The organism is Candidatus Woesearchaeota archaeon, assembly GCA_018675335.1.
Classification (GTDB): Archaea; Nanobdellota; Nanobdellia; order Woesearchaeales; family UBA11576; genus JABJCP01.
On the sequence record JABGYH010000007.1, the window covers coordinates 250,267 to 270,675 of the forward strand.

Annotated in this window: 21 protein-coding genes and 1 rRNA gene; 9 read left to right on the plus strand and 13 right to left on the minus strand. The window is 28.4% G+C overall.

The window, feature by feature from the left end; translation table 11 throughout:
* Position 1: 1 nt before the first annotated feature.
* From HN587_05575 to HN587_05610, 8 genes are all read right to left on the minus strand, one after another.
* Positions 2 to 1,261 (minus strand): B12-binding domain-containing radical SAM protein, encoded by a 1,260-nt coding sequence (locus HN587_05575; GenBank protein ID MBT7903308.1) that lies wholly within the window; start codon positions 1,259 to 1,261, stop codon positions 2 to 4.
* 160 nt (positions 1,262 to 1,421) lie between these two features.
* Positions 1,422 to 2,114, minus strand: a complete 693-nt coding sequence (locus HN587_05580; GenBank protein ID MBT7903309.1) for a WbqC family protein — start codon at positions 2,112 to 2,114, stop codon at positions 1,422 to 1,424.
* On the minus strand, positions 2,111 to 3,262 hold the full coding sequence (locus HN587_05585; protein ID MBT7903310.1) for a glycosyltransferase family 4 protein: 1,152 nt from the start codon (positions 3,260 to 3,262) through the stop codon (positions 2,111 to 2,113). The genes HN587_05580 and HN587_05585 overlap by 4 nt, the downstream gene beginning before the upstream one ends.
* A complete protein-coding gene (locus HN587_05590; GenBank protein MBT7903311.1) occupies positions 3,243 to 3,569 on the minus strand; it encodes a hypothetical protein in 327 nt (108 codons plus the stop codon). Before HN587_05590 ends, HN587_05585 begins: the two co-directional genes overlap by 20 nt.
* A gap of 218 nt (positions 3,570 to 3,787) precedes the next feature.
* Positions 3,788 to 4,879, minus strand: a complete 1,092-nt coding sequence (locus HN587_05595; protein ID MBT7903312.1) for an asparagine synthase — start codon at positions 4,877 to 4,879, stop codon at positions 3,788 to 3,790.
* An 11-nt stretch (positions 4,880 to 4,890) separates the two neighbouring features.
* On the minus strand, positions 4,891 to 5,607 hold the full coding sequence (locus HN587_05600) for a CDP-alcohol phosphatidyltransferase family protein (protein MBT7903313.1): 717 nt from the start codon (positions 5,605 to 5,607) through the stop codon (positions 4,891 to 4,893).
* Between the two features lie 2 nt (positions 5,608 to 5,609).
* A complete protein-coding gene (locus HN587_05605; protein ID MBT7903314.1) occupies positions 5,610 to 6,143 on the minus strand; it encodes a hypothetical protein in 534 nt (177 codons plus the stop codon).
* Positions 6,144 to 6,472: 329 nt separating this feature from the next.
* Entirely contained in the window at positions 6,473 to 7,870 is a 1,398-nt protein-coding gene (locus tag HN587_05610) for an NTP transferase domain-containing protein (protein ID MBT7903315.1), read from the minus strand.
* A 257-nt stretch (positions 7,871 to 8,127) separates the two neighbouring features.
* Between HN587_05610 and HN587_05615 the strand changes: the two genes are divergently transcribed.
* The 3 genes from HN587_05615 (at position 8,128) to HN587_05625 (ending at position 9,955) form a co-directional block, all read left to right on the plus strand.
* A complete protein-coding gene (locus tag HN587_05615; protein MBT7903316.1) occupies positions 8,128 to 8,841 on the plus strand; it encodes a phosphocholine cytidylyltransferase family protein in 714 nt (237 codons plus the stop codon).
* Positions 8,842 to 9,084: 243 nt separating this feature from the next.
* Positions 9,085 to 9,200, plus strand: a 5S ribosomal RNA gene (rrf, locus tag HN587_05620).
* Between the two features lie 44 nt (positions 9,201 to 9,244).
* Positions 9,245 to 9,955, plus strand: coding sequence for a hypothetical protein (locus HN587_05625; protein ID MBT7903317.1), 711 nt, complete (start codon positions 9,245 to 9,247; stop codon positions 9,953 to 9,955).
* Between the two features lie 49 nt (positions 9,956 to 10,004).
* Here the strand turns inward: HN587_05625 and HN587_05630 are convergent, their stop codons facing one another.
* From HN587_05630 to HN587_05645, 4 genes are all read right to left on the minus strand, one after another.
* Positions 10,005 to 10,205 (minus strand): hypothetical protein, encoded by a 201-nt coding sequence (locus HN587_05630; GenBank protein MBT7903318.1) that lies wholly within the window; start codon positions 10,203 to 10,205, stop codon positions 10,005 to 10,007.
* 108 nt (positions 10,206 to 10,313) lie between these two features.
* Complete coding sequence (locus tag HN587_05635) at positions 10,314 to 11,396, minus strand: mannose-1-phosphate guanylyltransferase (protein MBT7903319.1); 1,083 nt, start codon at positions 11,394 to 11,396, stop codon at positions 10,314 to 10,316.
* A gap of 41 nt (positions 11,397 to 11,437) precedes the next feature.
* On the minus strand, positions 11,438 to 12,655 hold the full coding sequence (locus tag HN587_05640; protein ID MBT7903320.1) for a hypothetical protein: 1,218 nt from the start codon (positions 12,653 to 12,655) through the stop codon (positions 11,438 to 11,440).
* Positions 12,656 to 12,800: 145 nt separating this feature from the next.
* Complete coding sequence (locus tag HN587_05645) at positions 12,801 to 13,856, minus strand: hypothetical protein (protein ID MBT7903321.1); 1,056 nt, start codon at positions 13,854 to 13,856, stop codon at positions 12,801 to 12,803.
* A gap of 280 nt (positions 13,857 to 14,136) precedes the next feature.
* On the opposite strand from HN587_05645, the gene HN587_05650 reads away from it, so the two are divergent.
* Complete coding sequence (locus HN587_05650; protein MBT7903322.1) at positions 14,137 to 15,462, plus strand: ATP-binding protein; 1,326 nt, start codon at positions 14,137 to 14,139, stop codon at positions 15,460 to 15,462.
* A 102-nt stretch (positions 15,463 to 15,564) separates the two neighbouring features.
* Here the strand turns inward: HN587_05650 and HN587_05655 are convergent, their stop codons facing one another.
* The gene (locus HN587_05655) at positions 15,565 to 15,840 is read right to left on the minus strand and encodes a hypothetical protein (GenBank protein ID MBT7903323.1); all 276 of its coding nucleotides are present in this window, start codon (positions 15,838 to 15,840) and stop codon (positions 15,565 to 15,567) included.
* Between the two features lie 185 nt (positions 15,841 to 16,025).
* On the opposite strand from HN587_05655, the gene HN587_05660 reads away from it, so the two are divergent.
* Genes HN587_05660 through HN587_05680 form a run of 5 tightly spaced genes read left to right on the plus strand, consistent with a single transcriptional unit; the run spans position 16,026 to position 20,405 of the window.
* Positions 16,026 to 16,220, plus strand: coding sequence for a hypothetical protein (locus tag HN587_05660; GenBank protein MBT7903324.1), 195 nt, complete (start codon positions 16,026 to 16,028; stop codon positions 16,218 to 16,220).
* A 13-nt stretch (positions 16,221 to 16,233) separates the two neighbouring features.
* Entirely contained in the window at positions 16,234 to 16,482 is a 249-nt protein-coding gene (locus tag HN587_05665) for a hypothetical protein (protein MBT7903325.1), read from the plus strand.
* 17 nt (positions 16,483 to 16,499) lie between these two features.
* A complete protein-coding gene (gene argF / locus HN587_05670) occupies positions 16,500 to 17,432 on the plus strand; it encodes an ornithine carbamoyltransferase (GenBank protein MBT7903326.1) in 933 nt (310 codons plus the stop codon).
* A 44-nt stretch (positions 17,433 to 17,476) separates the two neighbouring features.
* A complete protein-coding gene (locus tag HN587_05675) occupies positions 17,477 to 19,237 on the plus strand; it encodes a carbamoyltransferase (protein ID MBT7903327.1) in 1,761 nt (586 codons plus the stop codon).
* Complete coding sequence (locus tag HN587_05680; GenBank protein ID MBT7903328.1) at positions 19,224 to 20,405, plus strand: SGNH/GDSL hydrolase family protein; 1,182 nt, start codon at positions 19,224 to 19,226, stop codon at positions 20,403 to 20,405. Before HN587_05675 ends, HN587_05680 begins: the two co-directional genes overlap by 14 nt.
* The last annotated feature ends 4 nt before the right edge of the window (positions 20,406 to 20,409 follow it).

The following is a 20,409-nucleotide window of genomic DNA, read 5'->3' on the forward strand; positions in this document are numbered from 1 at the left end:
ATCACTTACTTTTTTTATAATGAACTGCCCTTTTTATAATTTTTGAAACCAATTCACTAGGAAACCAATTAATAACCCTAAACTTCCATAAACCTGCTGCCAATATTTCAAAAGGAAGAATTTTAAGACGAGTTATACCGGGAAAATTCCTTCGAGTATTATCTTTTCTAAACTGCAACCCAACTATCCAATAAAGAGGGTTTGAAGACATCCCTATTTTACTCCAGCCAACCATAGTAGTCGGAGGTTTAAACCCTGCTTTAACCGCCATATCAAACATTTCAGTATTGGGAAATGGAGTATAAGTATAAATTGATGTTCGTGCGTTAGAATCTATTTTCTGTATTTTATCAATTAAATCTAATGTTTTATTTAAGCTTTTTTTCGTTTCATAAGGCATATGCGCAATAAAACTATACATTGCAGTTATATTTGTTTTACTTAAAAATCTAGCAGTTCTTAAAATTATTTTTTTGTCATGCCCTTTATTGATAATATTTTTAAGCATATGGTCATCGCCCGATTCGCACCCTACTTCTAAAGAAATGCAATTGGCTCCTTCGAGAGCATTTACCATTTTTTCTGTTAGAGCATCATTACGAATATTTGCATGAAAGGTTATATCCCCTAATTTTTTTAAAATTTTACCTATTTCTTCCACTCTTTTGTAATTTGCACCAATATTGGGATCAATAAATGTAATGTGTTTAAATCTTAACTCTTTATGAAGTTTAATAAGTTCTTTTTCTAAAACATCTAATGGTTTTGGATTCCATTTTTTTTCCAGACAACAAAAAGTACATTTACCCCAACATCCGGTTGATGTCGACCATTGAAAATCTGTCTGTTCAAAAAGATACCTCGTTTTTTCATTAAATGGAAATAAATCTTCACCTAATCTACCTACAACAACATCATCCACAAACCGTTCTTTTAAAACTTCGTCTTTTCTTAATGTCGCATGATAACCCCCTAAAAGAGTTTTAATTTTAGGATTTATTTTTTTAGCAAGTTTCATCAAACGAGCAGCTTCCCCGCATTGAAATCCAGTCATAGCACTAACTGCAAATATTTTTGAATTTTTAGCTTTTTTGAATAAATCTGATTCATTTTCAAACCTACAATCATGAAATTCAACATTAAACCCTTTACTCATAAAATAATTTCCAGGATAAATTATAGACAACGGAACTTGTTTATTAGGCGAATCAGTTGTTGGTTTAGGATACACAAATAAGTAATCAATTTTTTTATCTTTCATTTTTACAACCTATAGTTATCATCAAATATTAACATAACCATAATAACTTGCTTAAAATTTGATGTAATACTTTATTAAAATAATAGGCTATTTAAATAATATTTAAATCTTACTAATATAGAATATCATAACACATATTGTTAAAAAAATATATTATTTTTTACACTGAATTTGATTTTAATGAGTGTAACAGCTGTTTAAAGTTATTTTTACCTATGTTCATAAAAAAATCTATTGAAGACATATAAGGTATGAATTTATCACAATTAAATTGAACATATTCGGGATGAATAAATTTATGTTTTATAATGTTTATATTATCAAATATATTAACATCCAAATAATCAATAGCCCCTTGTCCTGCTAAATAATCAGTAGCGCTCATTTTTTTACAAATATCTAAAATTCGTTGAGATTTTGAAGAAGTTATTTTAAGTTCAGATGAAAAAACTATTTTAGGAGATATTTCAAGTAGTTTGAATATGTGTTTAATAAAACTTAAATTATAATCTATAAGATTATCACTATTTATAGCAAGCACTTCATCAATCCATAGGAGGGTTTCATCAAAGAAGGGATGATTTTTATATGCATCAATTAATTTATTTCGATAATCTTGTTTCCAATTACCTACAATTTTTCTTGCATTAATATTTTTATCACACACATGTTTTATTTCAACAGGAACACTTAACCATTTCACTCCATGAGGAGTAAGAATTTGATTTCTATTTTGAAAATTATTTTTTTTAAATTGTACATCATCTAAAATCACAAAAACATCTGCCTTGTTAACTTTATCTAAAAATCCAAAATAAGGTAAATGTTCAGGCTGATGAATTGTAACTATCATTTTTTAATGGCCACCAATATTGCTTTTTTAAATATTTTCAGCATGTTATCATAATTAAATTGAGTTTGAATTATTTTTTTGCTTTTGACCCCCATTTTTTTAACGTCTTGCTTTAAAATAGTTTCCATTTTATCTAAAAGATCTATTTCATTTTTTTGTTTAAAAATAAATCCATTCACTCCTTCTTTTACTAAATCTCCTGCAGAACCTACTGCGTTTGAAGCAATAACTGCATTCCCACAAGACATGGCTTCATTAACAACCATGCCCCACGATTCAGTACAATCTGCTTTATTAAACATAAAGATGGATGGGACTATTTTAATATCTGCAGCAGCCAAGTAATTTGCTAAATCAGATCCAGTTTTTTTTCCTACAAAAAAAATTCTAGAGTTATGCTTGCTTAATTTTCTGCACTTTTTGTAATAATTTTTACCTGGTGAATCATAATAACCAACAATAATAAGCTTTACCAAATAGTCTTTTTTGCTTAATTTATTAAATGCATTTATCAAATTTGGAATCCCTTTCTCCTCAGAAATCCTGCCGACAAAAATAAAAGTAAATCCCTGTTTAAGTTTAAATCTAGTTTTTATTTTTTGAACCGTTTTATTATCAATTAATTTACTTAAATCAATAGCTGAGTTAGGTGCAATAAAAATATGAGCAGGATTGACTCCCGATTTAATTAAAAAACTTTTTGATTTAGCACCTGCAGCAACACACACATCTGATTTTTTTAACGTCAATAAACTATACCATTTTGTTAATTTACTTAAAAAAGTTGTGGGATATAACCACGTTTCTTCCCAAGAGATCCATTTCTTCCTTCTTAGCTTAACTATTAAAAAACCAAAATGCGCAGCAAAAGTTAAAAAATGTTGATTAACAACAACATCATAATCGTCAAATAATAAATGAATAATTAATTTGGGTGAAAAACCTCTACTGTAGCCTACAAAAGGAATCTCTTTTAAAATTTTATAATTCCAATTTTTCATTTCTTTAAATTCTTTTTCAATCCAATAATCAGAATGAGTAAAAATGAATTTAGTCTGAAATGATTTATGTAGTCGATCATAAAAACCAACGCGATACTCTCTAACAGAAGGATTAATAATTAAAAGTTTAATTTTCTGTTTTTTCATTTGAGTTACCAGATAAGTCTGATTTAACCATGCCTAATTTAGTCTTTAAAAATTTATTTTCCTCTTTTAACAAACTTAATTCTTCAGACTGAATTTTATGCGTTTCACTTAATTTTTGACGCTCTTCTAAAAGTAAATTATTAATTTTTGTAGAAGATATTCGCTTAGTATATGGAAAATAAATTATTTTAACTCCTTCTTTTTTAAGCTGTTCTTCAATTTTATCCCATTTATCTGTGCCATGCCAATCATCACCAACAAACATCACACCAAATTTTAATTTGGTCCAAGCTTCATATTTAGCCATATTCTCCTGAGGAACGACCAAATCAACAAACTGACAGTTCCTAACTAATCTTCTTTTTCACTATAATAGATGAACACATTCTTGTCATTTACCTATCCCAAAATTACCCTTAATTATTGTAATATTTGAAGTATTACAAATTTTGAAGGTTTTTAATTTGTTTAATTTATTTAATCTAAAAAAAACTTTTGTACGAATCCCCTGGCCAAACTAGTTTTTTAAAATTTTTCTGGATTAGTCATTTCAGTAGTTTCTAAAATATCAAAAAATCCTTGATCAATTAAATCAAGAAATTTTTCCAAACAAAACATCAACCATTTTTCTTTTCCACTAAATTTATTAATATCAAAATCAGTTCTAAACTCTGGACGCGTTGGTCCTTTCCAGTCTTTTAACCATTGATCCATAGGTCTTGCAAAAGCAATCTTTTCTGGAATTTCCCAACCAGGATACAATGTCTTGAATACTTCCCGTATCAAATATTTACTTTCTCCTGCACGAATTCTAGATAAATCTAATTCAATCCCCAGATTTAAATGTGCATACGGTGCAAAAATATCAACTCCTGCAGAAGTAATACCATTTTGAAATGCTAAAGTGGTATCTTTTCCGAAAATTTGTTTAATAAATTCTTGAGCATCAAAATTTCCATTTGTAGCGCAGTTTGTAAAAAAATTAGATAAGTCAACTGAATTTTTAAGAACTTTTTTAGGATCTACAAAAGTAAACCAATCTTGAAATTCTTTAGTTTTCCAATCCCTAGATAACATTTTATCTAATCCACCAAATAAGCCGTCCGCAGAACAACCCACAATTAACGTTTTCACGCCATCTTTTTTAGCTTCAGAGGATGCTTTGAATAATGCAACTTCAACTCCCGTTAACGGAGCCACTTTGTTTAACATTAGCCTAGTTAATCTTGAACCAAAATAATCCTCTTTAGTAACTTCAATTATTTTGTGATTTAACCCGCATTCTTTCGCATATTTTGTTGCTAATTCAATTTCATCTATGGCATTCTCCGCAATAAATTTAATAGTGTACGCTTTCACTGTTTTAGGCACCAATTTAGCTAAAATTGCAGAATCAATTCCTCCGCTAAGAAGAATGCCTGTGTCAGGAGCAATATTCTCTGAAATAATTTTCTTAAGCGCAGTTAAAATGTCTTCAGAAGTCTTAACAGCAATTTTATTATTTGCAGAGTTAAAATTAAAAAAATTAGGTTTAATATTTTTAGTCCAAAATTCATCAGTTTTAACTACATGTCTAAAAGTTAAAAAAGAACTTAAACAAAATGGATTAATTTTCATATCTCAACACCTCAGTTTACTTTTTTTAATAAATTGCATAATATGCTTGAACTAATCACCCACCTAATAGGGAGCAATACACCTAAAATAATGTGAAACCAACTAAGAGTATTTAATAAGGCACCAACTAAAATTAAACCACCCATAACAGTAAAATAGTCTCCAAATGTTAAGTGTTTTAAAATACGAATGAACTTAGACTTTGTTCTTAACAACTGATTGCAGTTTGACTCATCTAATTTTAAAATTTCTTTGTATGCTGCACGAGTTCCTTGTTGAACATGGAAAAAAAAACTATTTGAAAAACCTAAATATAAAAAAAAAATAGATCCAGTTTTAACCCATAAACCCACCCCCAATCCAATAAAAATTAAAGGAAATGCAGTTACATGATGAATTAAATCCAAAAAATGTCCTGATTTGGAACAAGTATTCCTATATCTTGCTATATTGCCATCAACATTATCAAACATAAAAAAAAATTGAATACAAATTGCACCTAAAATCCAGTTTTTGTGTGATGGAAATGCAAAAAGAATGCCTGCAACCGCAGATAAAATTAACATTAAAAAAGTAACGAAATTAGCACTAAATCTTAAATGTAAAAAAAGTTTAGTAAAATAATCTGCAATAGGCATATAAATCAAAAGAACATCTAACGGCGCTTTATCATAAGGCCCATGTTTTTTTTTAGTAATTTTTTTTAATACAGATAATTTTTCTACCATTCTTACCACTCATTTAAAATTTTTAATAACTCAGACGGTAAAGATTTGTTACTTTTTCCTTTGATTAATGGAATTAATTTAATTTTATTGGGGTTAATTTCTAATTTTTTTAGTAAAAATTTTTCTTCATTAGATACTGCATGAATATAATCAAATCTATTAAATAAATAAGTTAGGATTAAACGCCTGCTCCAGGATTTTGGGATTCTAGTTAAATTAGGTGCTAAAATAACTTGCATACCAAAAAAGCTTGATAATAACGCAGGCCAATGTGTTGAATGCGCATAAATAACTGCATGCCTATTTTTGACTAAATGAAGCCACTGCTGAAACTTAGACATCATTTCAATAATTCTTATTTCAGGATTAAGTTTTGCAAGAAGATATTTTGGAATTTTTATATGAGAAATAATAATTAAATCGCATAAGTACGATTCGTTAATAAAATTACGAGAAATTAAACCTTCTTTCAATCTAGATTTAGTTGAATCTTCCAACCCATTATGTCCCACACAAACAATTTCAATAAACTTCATTTTATTAAGAGAAATTATCAGTTATTTAAATATTTTGCCCCTGGAAAAAATGTAACCTCATCAAATATGCTAACCTAACATCAATATTTTTAAAAAAAATATTTAAAAAGTAAATACAGTGAATCTCAAATTTAAATAAGCATTCAATTAAATTATAAAACGAAGATAAAAATATTAATAATAGTATTTATTCAAAATGAATCACCGAAGTTTAATATAGATAAGTTAAAAATATAAAAAAATTCTTAAACTAAATTTCAATCTATTGGTATTAATATTTTGATCCAGTTTTAATTTAACATCATAATATTTAATCACAATTAATTAGCTTAAATATTTTTGGCATCAATATACTCCCCATTTTCTTCATTGATTTTTTTACAAATTTCTAAATATGAAAAATCTTTATTTCTTTCTTCAAATTTATTAAGGTATATTCTTTCAGAAATTGATCGTTTAGGTGGATTGAATGGAGGTTTAGTTCTATGTCCTAAACAAATAAGCGCGAGAGGCACCCAATTACTATGCAAATTAAATAAATCTATAATTTTTTTATCATTAAAACTACTTATCCATAAAGAATCAATATTTAATGCTGTGGCAGTTAATAACATATTCTGTATTGCTGCTGCTGCATCCATATATATAAACATATTTTGTCCTCTTTCTTTTGTCGTGCATGAATGAGTAGAAATTTCCCCTACCCTTCCCGCCAATTCCAAATCTCCGATAACAAGAATGGAGGTAGGACATACTTTGGGTTGTATTTGTTGACAATATACTGATAGTTTTTCTTTAATATCAATATCATCTATAATAATAAATTCTAACGCTTGAATGTTCTTTGCAGATGGCGCCCACCTTGCAGCTTCAAGCAAGGTCATGATCTGTTGTTTATTTATATAATCATTTTCTTTGAACATACGTATGGATCTCCTAATAAGAATTTCTTTTATAGGAACGTTTTTATAAGCTTCTTCAATAAGCCTAATATTTTCTTCTTCTTGTTCGATTAATTCAAATGTTCTTTGCGCTTTTTTAAAATCAAGAAGTCTATCTATTTCAGTCCAGCTTAAACCATTAGTGCTTACTATGTTTAAATCATATTTATTCACAAAATTATTCAAAGGTACTAAATGGTTTATATTTGTGATGTTAGAATTAACCAGAGTTTCAATTTCTTTAAAATATTCTGCCATGCCCTCTTTTGAAAATTTATAAACTCCAATTGCATGACCTTGAGAGGTTTCAAATGGAATATTTTTAGAAATTTCACTTATGCAATTATTTTTTATGGTTACTTTCATTGCATCTTCATCAAGCCGAGTACTATTCATATCTACTACTGCTGCATTTTTATGTTTTGTACTCAAAAGACTTTTTAATATGTTTTCATTAAATATAGTATCGCCATTAATTATTATGCCACCATCAATCAGTTGTTCTCTAGCTAGCCACAATGAATATATACAATTTGTTTTTGCATAAATTGGATTATATATATATTCAATATCCATTCCCTTATAAACTGTGCCAAATTTATCAATAATTTTACTTTGACCAAAACCTATAACAATAATTACATCTTTGATTCCTGCGTAACTAACCCTATCCAAAATTATTTCTATTAATGATTTTTCTTTAACCTCTAACAAACATTTAGGAAGTTCATTTGTTAATGGCAATAATCGTTTTCCTTGACCCGCAGCCAAAATAATTGCTTTCATCATTTTTTATACTCACCTAACATTTTATAATTTTTACATCGCATAAAAAATAATTTATTACATTAAATATATAAAAGTTACGGATGTAGTTGGAGAAGAAAATTTTTGAATTTAATTTTATAATTACAATAATTATGTTTTAAACTTGCCACCTATATACGCAATATAAAATGGATTCTAACCCCTAAAAAGTAAAAATTTATATACTAAAATAGTTATTTCAAAATAAATTAAAAAACATTATTAATTAAAATAATATGGACGCGTTAATAATTTGTGCAGGAAGAGGTAGAAGATTAAAACCCATAACAGATGTAATTCCGAAACCCCTCGTGCAAATTCATCAAAAAAATCTATTGGAAAGAGTTTTAGAACAACTAGTTTTTTTTAACGTAAAAAATGTCCATATTGTCGTAGGTTATAAAAAAGAGCAAATTAAAAAAAATATAGGTGATAGATTCAGTGAATTAAAAATAAATTATATTCACAACCCATTTTATAACAAACTAAACAATCTTTTTAGTGTCTGGTTATGTAAACCGCATCTTTACGGAAAGAAATTTATATTAATTAATGGAGACATCATATTTGATAAAATTATTTTAAAAACAGTTTTAAACTCAAATCTTAACAATTTTTCAGTTATTGATACCACAAAACCAATCCCAGAAGATAGCATGAAAGTTCGAATAAAAAATAATGTTTTAGTTGATTTTGGAAAAAAAATAAAAAATCCTGAAGGGTATACCATGGGAATTCATAAATTTTCGAAAGACGGTTCAAAAATTTTTTTAACTGAAATTGAGGAAATGTTGGAAAATGGAACTGATGATTATCATCATGGCGCAATATTGAATAGTTTAAAAAAACAAAAACTTATTCATCATGCGTTGATCATCAAAAATGTCGCATGGTGTGAAATAGATGAGATAATGGACATATCAAAAGCAAGTAACATGTTTAATACATAAATTAAAAAATACTCATACAGTTTAAAACAAAAATGCACCTGTGCCAGACATCATGTTTGAAAACTATTTTGGCATTATTCTTGCAAAGGAACATTTAAATCAGGATTAATAGCACCTAAATCAAAGATTTTCTTCAAAATTAGATTTTTATTTATGGCCATATTTGTTAACTAATTTAACTTATGCTGAGTTTCAATTAAAAAGACATCAAAACATTTATAAATAAGACATAATTTCCATACTTTGAACGGCCATAGCGGCTTGGTCCTACCCGATCCCATCTCGAACTCGGAAGTCAAGCAAGCCCACGTTTTATGTTGTACTGATCTTTGATTGGGAACCATAGAAAGCCGTTCTCCTTTTCTTTTTTATATTTACAAACATAAAATAAACTTAGTAAAAAATGAATAAAAGTATACTAACTCGAATAAATGAAGTAATTCGTGAAAAAGGTTTTTTTTATGTAATGCATTATACAGCATTAGGCAGCCTAAATATCATTAAATACGTGCTGAGCAAATTATTAAAAAAAAATAAATTTTTTATTTTCCAAAATAAAAAATATAGATATTTTATACATTCATTAACTTGGAATGGAGAAAGAGTTGTGGAACTTCCGATAATAATAAATTTTTTAAACAAATATAAAAACAAAAAAATATTGGAAGTTGGAAATGTATTATCCACATACATCCATACAAAGCATGACATCTTAGATAAATACGAAAAATACACCAATGTGATTAATGAAGATGTTTTAACATTTAAGTCAAATAAAAAATATGATTTAATAATTAGTATATCCACATTAGAACACGTGGGGTGGGATGAAAAACCAAAAGATACTCAAAAGACATTTTTAGCCATAAACAATCTTAAAAAACAACTTTCTAACAACGGAACATTGATTGTCACATTACCTTTAGGATATCATCCATTGATAGATCGAAAAATTAAAAATAAAGAAAAAATATTTTCCAAATGTTTTTTTCTTAAACGAGTTTCAAAAAATAATAATTGGAAAGAAATTGATTTAAAAAATTTAAAATATATTAAATACAACTCAAAATATCCTTATGCTAATGAAATAATAATTGGAATTATTAATAAGTGAAAATAAAAAAAAACAGGACATGACCTGCCCAGTTTGTAAAAAAACTAAATTATTCAACCGATTCTTCAGCAACTTCTAACGCATCTTCCTCAACAGGCCCAGAGATTATAGAATCATAATAATCTGTTGGACGAATGCTAGTTATAACTGTTTGATGCACCATATACTTACCATCCTTACTTTTTCTAAGCTTGCTTTCAATAATTGGCATTCTCTTAAGCTGAGCTTCTTTTTTTGTTGTTAAAACCATAATTTCACCTCAAAAATTAATATGTTACCATATTCAGACCTAGCTTATTAATTTTCAATAGAAAAAACCGGAAGAAGCAAGGTTAAAATCGAAATAATTTTAAAAATATTATAACAAGTGATTATTATTATTCTCTTTTAATAAATTTGTTAATTCTTTTATTTTTTCAGCTTCTTTTTTTGTGCAAACAAGAATAGAATCTTTTGTTTCAACAATAATCATATCAGACACCCCAATTGAAGTTATGAGTTTTTTTTCAGTCGAATATATTATATTATTTTTAGAATTCAGACTTAAATATTCAGACAAGGCTACATTGCCCACCCCATCAGGAACATTTATTCGCCCTATTGAATTCCAACTTCCCACATCATCCCAAGGAAAGTTACCTTCTAATACCAAAAGATTATTTGATTTTTCCATAATCCCATAATCGATAGAAATTTTTTCAAAAGATTCAAATGCTTGTTTTATTGATTCATTTATTTTCTCATCATCGCAACTTTCTAAAGCAGATTTTATTTTTAATAACTGTTCATAGTGCATAGGCAAATATTTTTTGAATTCCTCTAAAAGCACATCTGCACGTGAAATAAAAATACCACTATTCCACAAATAATTACCCGAATTTAAATATGATCGTGCAGTATTTTCATTAGGTTTTTCTACAAACCGTTTTATTGAAAACACGGACGAATTTGAATTTGGTTCTATAGATAAATAATTTTCTTTTTCGATGTATCCAAATCCCGTTGCAGGAAATGTCGGTTTAATACCTAAAAGTACAACTTTATTTTTTTTCGTTAACTCAATTGCATCATTCAAATGATTCAAATATTCAGCTGGTTTTTCATAATAATGATCTGCAGTTTCAATTAAAAGTGTTGCTTCAGGATCTTTATTTAACAAATAAATTGCAGCAAATCCAATACATGCAGCAGTATTTTTAGGACTGGGTTCAATTAATAAATTTGCAAACGGCACTTGTTCTTTTAAAATAGAAGATAAAACATCCACAGTACTAATATAAAAATTATTTTTGGAAATAAGTGGATTTAGAATATTCACAGTATTTTGAATGAGAGATTGATCCCCTACAATATTTAAACATTGTTTGGGTAAATTTTTTCTAGATAACGGCCAAAATCTCGATCCAACTCCCCCTGCAAGAATTACTGCATACAGCACCATTTTATATACTCCAACACGAAGTTATAATCTAAACTATAACTTCATAACTCAATCACTAACTCTCCTTTTTTTTCATCTACTTGTTTAATAATTTTATGATTTTTTAATTTTGTTTTGATCTCTTTCCAACTTAAAGTTTCACGTGCTTTTTTTATTTGATTAAGAATTGAATCAATTAATTGGTAATTTTCATAAACTAATTCCCCTTTTTGTTGTTGTTCTTGTTCTTTTTTTTCAAGTTTAACTATGTGCTCAGTTTGTTTATCAACAACTACTTGAAGTTTACTTAATTTGTTTTTTATAACTTTTTTTTCCGTTTCTTTATGCGCTGTTGCTTTAGATGTCGTAAAAATAAAATCAAATGCTTCGTGAAGTGACTTAAAACTTTGTGATTGAAAATTTGCATATTTTTGAAGTTTAAATGGAACTATATCTTTGTGATTCTTTTTTTCTGTATTAATTATTAGTTCAGGTGCTAAATTAGAACTTAATAATTTTTGCAATGATTCAAATAATTTTTTGATTTTAACTTTTGAAATATTTTTTGATTCGCAATTTTTATCTAAATTTGCAGAAATGCATAATTCTTCTGAATACACTCCCCCAAAACCAAGATCAATTGCTAAAGATTTTACTAAATTTTCTTTTTTAGAATTTTTTAAACAATCATTTAAATCCTCGACAGTCATATTTAGAACATCATATTCTTTTTTAGGAAATAAATAGGGATTTTTAGGCCTAATTGCCCTATCCTTAAAAGTATGATACGAAATTGCTGAAAGAATGATCTTTTCTCCATCTAGCAATAAAACATTACCCCCTCCAAATAATTCAAAAACAAGAAAAAAAGTTTTAATTTCTTCTTTTTGTTTAACCTCAAATGTAAACTCCACGATTCTTTCAAAATCTAATTGTCGTATAGATCTCACTCTTGCATTTTTTAGTTTTTTTCTTAAATAAGTGCAAAAACCAGGAGGTGACTCGGGAGCATCAAACTTATGTGATGCAAAATAAATAATTTGATTTGGAATTACCCTAAGAAACGTTTTACCAAGTTTTGCTGAATGGAACCTAAATAAAAAATCATGTTTGTCTTTAGATCTTTCTTGATAAACTTGATCAAGTTTAGAATCAACTAAATCTTGCAACTCTTTTACTAAGAAATGCAAAGTAAGTGAAGATATTTCATACGAATCTAAAAGATTCGATTTTTGTAATTGTGTTTCAACCACATCCTTGCGCGGATTTTCATCAGCCATAATAAGTTGTGATGAAAAAGGTTTTATAAAATGTTTGGTTAGATATGATATCTAATTAGAATATCTGAAATAAAAATAATAATGATAATGCTTTAAAACTAATTATGATAAATAAAAATTAAAAAAAGAAAAAAATTAATGCAACTTATTGCATTTCTAATTCAATTTCTGGCTGAATCGGTTGAACTTCTTCTTCAAAGAAAATTTGAACATCTGCTTCCCCTGCAACTTGATTAATAAACGCAGGAAGAACTTCATCTTTTTTCTTTGCAGCAAGACTTTCTTTTAGACTTTCACTAACATCTTCAAAAGAAGAATCTTTAGGAACTCTAAAAACAACATGATACCCGAATTGAGTTTTAACAGGCTGGGTAGAATATTCTCCAACATCTAAACCAAATACTGCAGTTTCGAACTCCGGAACCATAACTCCCTTGCCAAACTCACCTAAATCTCCACCATTAGGACCTGAAGGACCAGTTGACTTTGTCTTTGCAAGCTCTATGAACTTTTTCTCAAACTCAGAATAATACTCAATACCCTCAAGCTCAGCAATAACTGCTAGTGCATCCTCTTCAGTTTCAAGTAAAATGTGCCTTGCATGAATTGTTGCATCAAACTCAGCTTTTGCGTCTTCATCAGATACTTGAATATTACGGAAAATTGTTTCTTCAAATAACTTATTGATAATTAAATCTTTTTTATACTCAGATTTAAAAAAATCAAATGATAAATTTTCTTCTGCAAGTCTTGCTTCAAAATCTTCTTTTGTTTCGCCTAAACCTGCAAGCGCAGTTGTTATTGCTTCATCAACTTCAGTTTCGTCAACTGATAAACCAAGTTTACTTGCTTCTTGTAATAATATTACTTTATTGATTGTTTGATTTAAAATTGTAGATTTAGTAATAAATGGCCTGTATGATTCAGGAATTCTATCATATAACATATGGATATAATCCATAGAAATTTCTTCACCATTAACCATTGCCGCAACTGAAGCATCTCCTTCAGACGGTTTTACAATATCATTTGTTGAAAATGTATAAATTACTGCTGCAAAAAGAATAACTAAAATCACAATTCCTACTGCATACTTCCACCCATGCTTAGATAAATGCTTGGATTTAGACTTTGAACTAGATTTATGTTCAGACTTTTCTTTGTGGTCTGAATGTTTTTTAGAATGTTTTTCTTTGCTCACCTTAAATTCCCTCCGCGTCATAATAATTAATTTTTAATGCCAAAATAAGTTTAATATCAAATAATAACACTTTTGTTTTTCAAATACGCATTATGTGCATTTATTTGACAATTCAGGCACATTTGACAACTCAATTATATCCATTTTTTACTCACCAATAAAAAATAGGTTAAACTAATTAAAATTGAAATGAAAATCATATATAAAATTTACTCCCTGTGAATCGTCACTCGCAAGTCATCCAAAAGATTTAAATCAACACTTCATTTAAATAACCATTATGAGTAGAGATATAGTAATAGGTAGAAGTAAAAAAGACCATGAAAAATTTGGTTTAAAAGGAACAGTATTCTTAGGCAAACAATATATCAAAATGGGTCGCGTTACGGCACTTTCAAATCCTGTCTATTTAGATGTTGCAGGAGCTCACGTCGTATTCATATGCGGTAAAAGAGGCGGCGGTAAATCATATACTATGGGAGTAATTGCCGAAGGAGTTGCAGATATGCCCCAAGATGTGCGTCAAAATCTTAACTTTATTTTTCTTGACACAATGGGCGTTTATTGGACCATGAAGTATGCCAACAAACACGAAACTGATTTGTTAGAAGAATGGGGGCTCAAACCACATACATTAGATATAGTAATATTTACTCCAAAAGATTATTACAAAATATATAAAGAAAAAGGGATTCCCACAGATGTACCATTTAGTTTAAAACCATCAACTCTTGATGGAAGTGATTGGTGCATGACATTTGGGATTAGCGAAAATGATCCAATGGGAATTTTACTTGGAAGAGTCACACACCAACTAAAAAAATTAAAAGGGGAAGATTATAGCATACAAGATTTAATTGATGCAGTCCAATCAGATGATAGAAGTGAACAACAAATAAAAGATTCATTAGAAAATAGACTAATGAGTACTGAAAGTTGGGGACTGTTTGATACACATGGAACTGAGTTAAGTGAACTGACAAAAGGAGGCCAAATTACCATCCTCGACGTAAGTTGTTATGCAACACTTCCCGGCGGGTGGAAAATAAAACATTTGATTGTAGGAATAATTGCAAAAAAAATGTTTATTCAACGAATGGTTCAACGTAAACAAGAAGAATATGATGAAATCAAATCGGAAGTTGACTTTTTTACTTCTGACAAAAAAATGAAACAAGATATGCCACTTGTTTGGTTAGTTATTGACGAAGCACACGAATTTTTACCAATTGATCCGGCAGATAAAAACCCTGCAACAGATCCCCTAGTCATAATTATGCGAGAAGGAAGACAACCAGGAATTAGTTTAATTCTTGCAACTCAACAACCAGGAAAAATACATACAGATGTAATGACTCAAAGCGATACAGTATTATCTCATCGAATTACTGCAAGACTTGATACTGATGCACTTGGAAAACTCATGCAAAGTTATATGCGAACGGGACTTGCCCAAGAATTAGATAATTTACCAAGACTAAAAGGAAGTGCGCTTATCTTTGATGATACCAATGAAAAACTATTTCCAATAAAAGTTAGACCTAGATTTACTTGGCATGGAGGATCAAGTCCAACTGCAGTAAAAGAAGATAAAAAGAAATTCTAAACTTTGATTTTTAAAAAACCAGAAAAAAAACTTAAACGAAATTAAATAATTTGTTAATAATTAATTTAAGAAAATAAAAATTTAAAAATAATACTTTTAATATTATTTCCGTTTAATCTTTGGTGCGGGAGTCAAAACTGTATTTTTTTCAGCACGTTTTTCTCTTGCCATCACTGATTCTTCTGCTGCATCTTGAATATCAACAGGAGTGTGTGTTGCAGAAATTAATGCTGCAATAAACATAAGAACAAAAACTAGACCTAATGCAAAACTCCAAGTGGGACTAATTTTTCCACCAACAGAGTATACAATAGTAATTACAATCCCAAGAATTGCTGCTAAAAAAAATCCACTTGATAACGGAGCTGTTTTAAACATGAAATCACCTCTTTTACATATTAAATTATTATTAACTATTTAAATTGATTAATATGATAATACCATAATAAAAGCAAGATTGTTTTAAAAAACTTTCTGAAAAATTAACTTTATTTATTAAAAAAATAACTAGTTTAAAAACCACATAGAAAACAATATAAAGTTTGACATTTCAAAAAAAAATAATGTATAAAAAAGAAAAAATAGAATTATTTGGAGAAAAACTTGGTTTTTTACTTTCTTTTATGATATTTACAACTATTTTATTTTTTATTTTAAATTTAACAAGCAACCATTCTAACTGGAACTATATTGATGTTTTAATTATAACGGTCACAATAGTCGGCATTGGTTTTGGACTTAAACAAATATTAAATTAATAAACAAGTTAAAATGAACAGAAATAAACTATTAAAAGGAATTAAAAACGGAATGAACCTTTTCGGACAAACAATCAGCATAATAGTTAATACAGTTCTTTTAACAATAGTATATTTTATAGGTGTTGGAATAACTTCTATTATTGCTAAATTATTCAAAAAAAAATTTCTTCAAACAAAAATATCTAAAAAAAGAGAAAGTTATTGGACTGCACTTAATTTGAAAAAAAATAAAATGGAAACATATTATAGACAATTCTAATTTAATGAGGTATAAATATGAAAGAAGATTTGTTAGACTTACGCAATTTAACTAAAAATAAAATAAAAGAACTTATTGATCTTGCGTTAGACATAAAACAAAATCCTGAAAAATATAATTCAAAATTAAATAAAAAAACACTTTTAATGATATTTGAAAAACCAAGTTTACGAACAAGAGTTAGTTTTGAAACTGGAATGACTCAGATGGGAGGACATGCAATTTATTATGATTTATCCACCTCCCCAATGGGCAAAAAAGAATGTATCGCAGATACTGCAAAAACTGCTTCTCGCTATGTTGAAATAATAATGGCAAGATTATTTAAACATGAAAATATAACCCAATTAGCAAAAAATTCGTCAATCCCCATAATTAATGCTTTAACTAATTTTTCACACCCATGTCAAATATTATCTGATTTGTTAACTATAACCGAAAAAAAATGTCAACTTAATGGACTAAAATTGACGTATCTGGGTGATGCTAACAATAATGTTACCCATTCACTTTTATTTGGTTGTGCTGCAGCAGGAATCAATATCACAGTAAGTTGTCCGTCTGAAGAAGGGTTCTCACCTTTGCCGGAAGTGCTAGACAAATCTAAAAATATGGCACAAATAACCGGTTCGACAATTGAAGTTAATAATGATCCGAAACAAGCAGTAAAAAATGCAGATATTATTTATACTGATTCTTGGATGTCATATCACATAAAAGATGAAGAAAAAGAAAAAAGATTTAAAATTTTAATTCCATATCAAGTAAATAATGAATTATTACAACTTGCAAAAGAAGATGTAATTTTTATGAATTGTTTACCTGCAATGAGAGGGATGGAACAAACTGCAGAAGTAATTGATGGACTCCAAAGCGTTGTTTTTGACCAAGCAGAAAATAGACTACACATGCAAAAAGCAATCATACTTAACTTATTAAAAATTAAATAATCAACCCAAAAAAAATAATAAACAATAATAAAAAGGCGAGAAACATGTATGTATTAGGAATAAGTTGTTATTATCACGATTCATCTGCTGCATTGATGAAAAATGGAAAAATTGTGGCTGCTGCAGAAGAAGAAAGATTTACTAGAAAAAAACATGATACGTCATTTCCAATAAATGCAATAAATTACTGCCTTAAAAGTCAAAAAATTTCAATAAATGATGTGGCACATTTAGGTTTTTATGAAAAACCCTTTTTAAAATTTGAAAGAGTACTATACCAACACCTACAGGGATTTCCTAAAAGTTTGAAAACATTCTTAAGTTCTATGCCTTCATGGATAAATCAAAAATTAAGAATAATGAAAAAAATAAGAAAAGATTTAAAATATAAAAAAGACGTTTTGTTTATTGAACATCATCTTGCGCATGCAGCAAGTTCATTCTTAGTTAGTCCATTTAAAAAAGCAGCAATACTAACAGTTGATGGCGTAGGGGAATGGACTACAACCACATATGGCGAAGGAAACGAAAATAATATTGAATTATTAAAAGAACTTAGATTTCCTCATTCAGTAGGATTACTTTACTCAACAATTACCGCGTATATGGGATTTAGCGTCAATAATTCAGAATACAAAGTTATGGGTTTAGCACCCTATGGAGACATGAATCGCAAAACAAATCAATTTTATAAAAAATTATTAAAAGTGGTTGACATCAAACAAGATGGCAGTTTCAGATTTGATATGAGCTATTTTGTGTTTCAACATGCAGACAAAATGCCCTCAAAAAAATTATGTAATCTTCTTGGCGGCCCAATCGAACAAAGAGATGCTCAAATGACTCCGAGATACATGAATCTTGCAGCAGGAGTGCAATTAATAACTGAAGACATACTAACAAATATGTTAAATCACCTGCATAAAGTTACTAAATGTGATAATTTAGTTATGGGTGGAGGAGTTGCGTTAAATAGCGTGTATAATGGAAAAATATTAAGAAATACCCCCTTCAAAAAAATATGGATTCAACCTAATGCTTCAGATGGGGGGACCAGTATAGGTGTTGCAACATACATTTACAACACAATTTTTGGAAATTCTCGAACTTATACTTTAACTAATGCATATTTAGGGCCTTCATTTTCAACACAAGACGTAGAAAAATATTTGAAAAAAAATAAAATTATATATTCTAAATTTAAAAATGATTTGGAACTTGTTAAAACAACTGCAAAACTCATTTCAAAAAATAACGTAGTTGGTTGGTTTCAATACGGGATGGAATGGGGTCCAAGAGCATTAGGCTCCAGAAGCATTTTAGCAAATCCTTGTAACCCTGAAGCAAAGGAATTACTTAATAGCAAAGTAAAACATCGTGAAAAATTCAGACCATTTGCGCCAGTTGTTTGCGAAGATGATGCGCTAACTTATTTTGATTGTGATAAACCAGTACCCGAACCCACAGATTATATGTTAATGGTTTATCCAGTTTTTAAAAAATGGCATAAATTAATCCCATCAGTTACTCACGTTGATGGATCAGGAAGATTACAAACAATACGAAGAAAACAAAACCATCTTTATTATGATACCATCAAAGAATTTGGTAAACTCAGCGGAGTTCCAATTTTAATTAATACCTCATTTAATATTAGAGGAGAACCAATTGTTTGCACACCTCATGATGCTTATAAATGTATGATGGGCACCGGAATTGATTACCTAGTTATTGATAAATTCATAGTCAAAAGAAACGATAATCCAGAAGATATGTGGGACAGTGAAAAATATGCGAAAGACTAAAAAAAAAAAATCTCGCAGTTTAAAAAATTTTTTAATTAATATTTTATTATTGTTTGCAGTTTCTTTTATTTGTGTGATTATTATTGAAGGAGGATTGCGAATAATTTTAAATGACTCAATTACTATTCGAACAAAATATCATGACACATATGTTTACACATTTAATCCTGACCAAATAAATCAAAAATACAATTCTCCAGATCATGACTTACCATTTGTTTATACTACTACCAAAGAGGGTTGGTTAGGCCCCCAATTCGAATATGATCAAAAAATTAATAAAACTAAAAGAGTTTTAGTTATTGGGGATTCATTCACCTCACAATTAAATCTTAAAAGCTATGATCATATATTTTCTGAGCTTGTTGAAAGTCAACTTACAGACACAGATGTGGTAACCATAGGGGTTGGAAGTTATGCATTCGATAATGAATATAAAATATTTGAAAATGAACTTGAAAAATATAACCCTGATTTAGTAATTTTTGCGACTTTTATCAATGATTTATATGACACAACCAGAAATAACGTATTTATTTTAAACAATAATACTTTAAAAGATATTACTCCAAGACAAATACCCCTTATAAGAAAAGCACTCTTTCTTTGCAGACAAAAATCTTATTTGTGTAATATGTTAACTAATAACATAATAATAAAACATGCAAATAAACTTAATAAAATAACTAATTTTCTTAAAATATCGGATATAAAAAGAGATGTATCCCTCCAATATAAAATATGGGGGATGCCAGATGAATTATTTTTAGAAAATTTAACTAATGTTCCTACCACAATTAAAACCGCACACACCAAAACTGATTTAATTTTATCAAAAATAAAAAAAATTAGTAAAACAAAAAATTTGACTGTAGTTTTTATGCTCATCCCAATTAAAGAGCAAATAGATTCACGAAAAAAATCTGAGTTTTTTAATAAATATCCTAAACTTGATTCAATAAACTTTAATTTCAGTAAACCTTATAATACCATAAAAAAAATGTTAATTAATAAAAAATTTACTATCATAAATTTAGAACCACTATTTATAGAAAAAAATAAAAATAATAGCCATTATTTTGAAATTGATGGTCACTGGAATGAAAAAGGGCACGAGCTTGCAGCAGAAGTTTTAAAACAATATTTATTAAGTAAAGGATTTGAATAAAAAA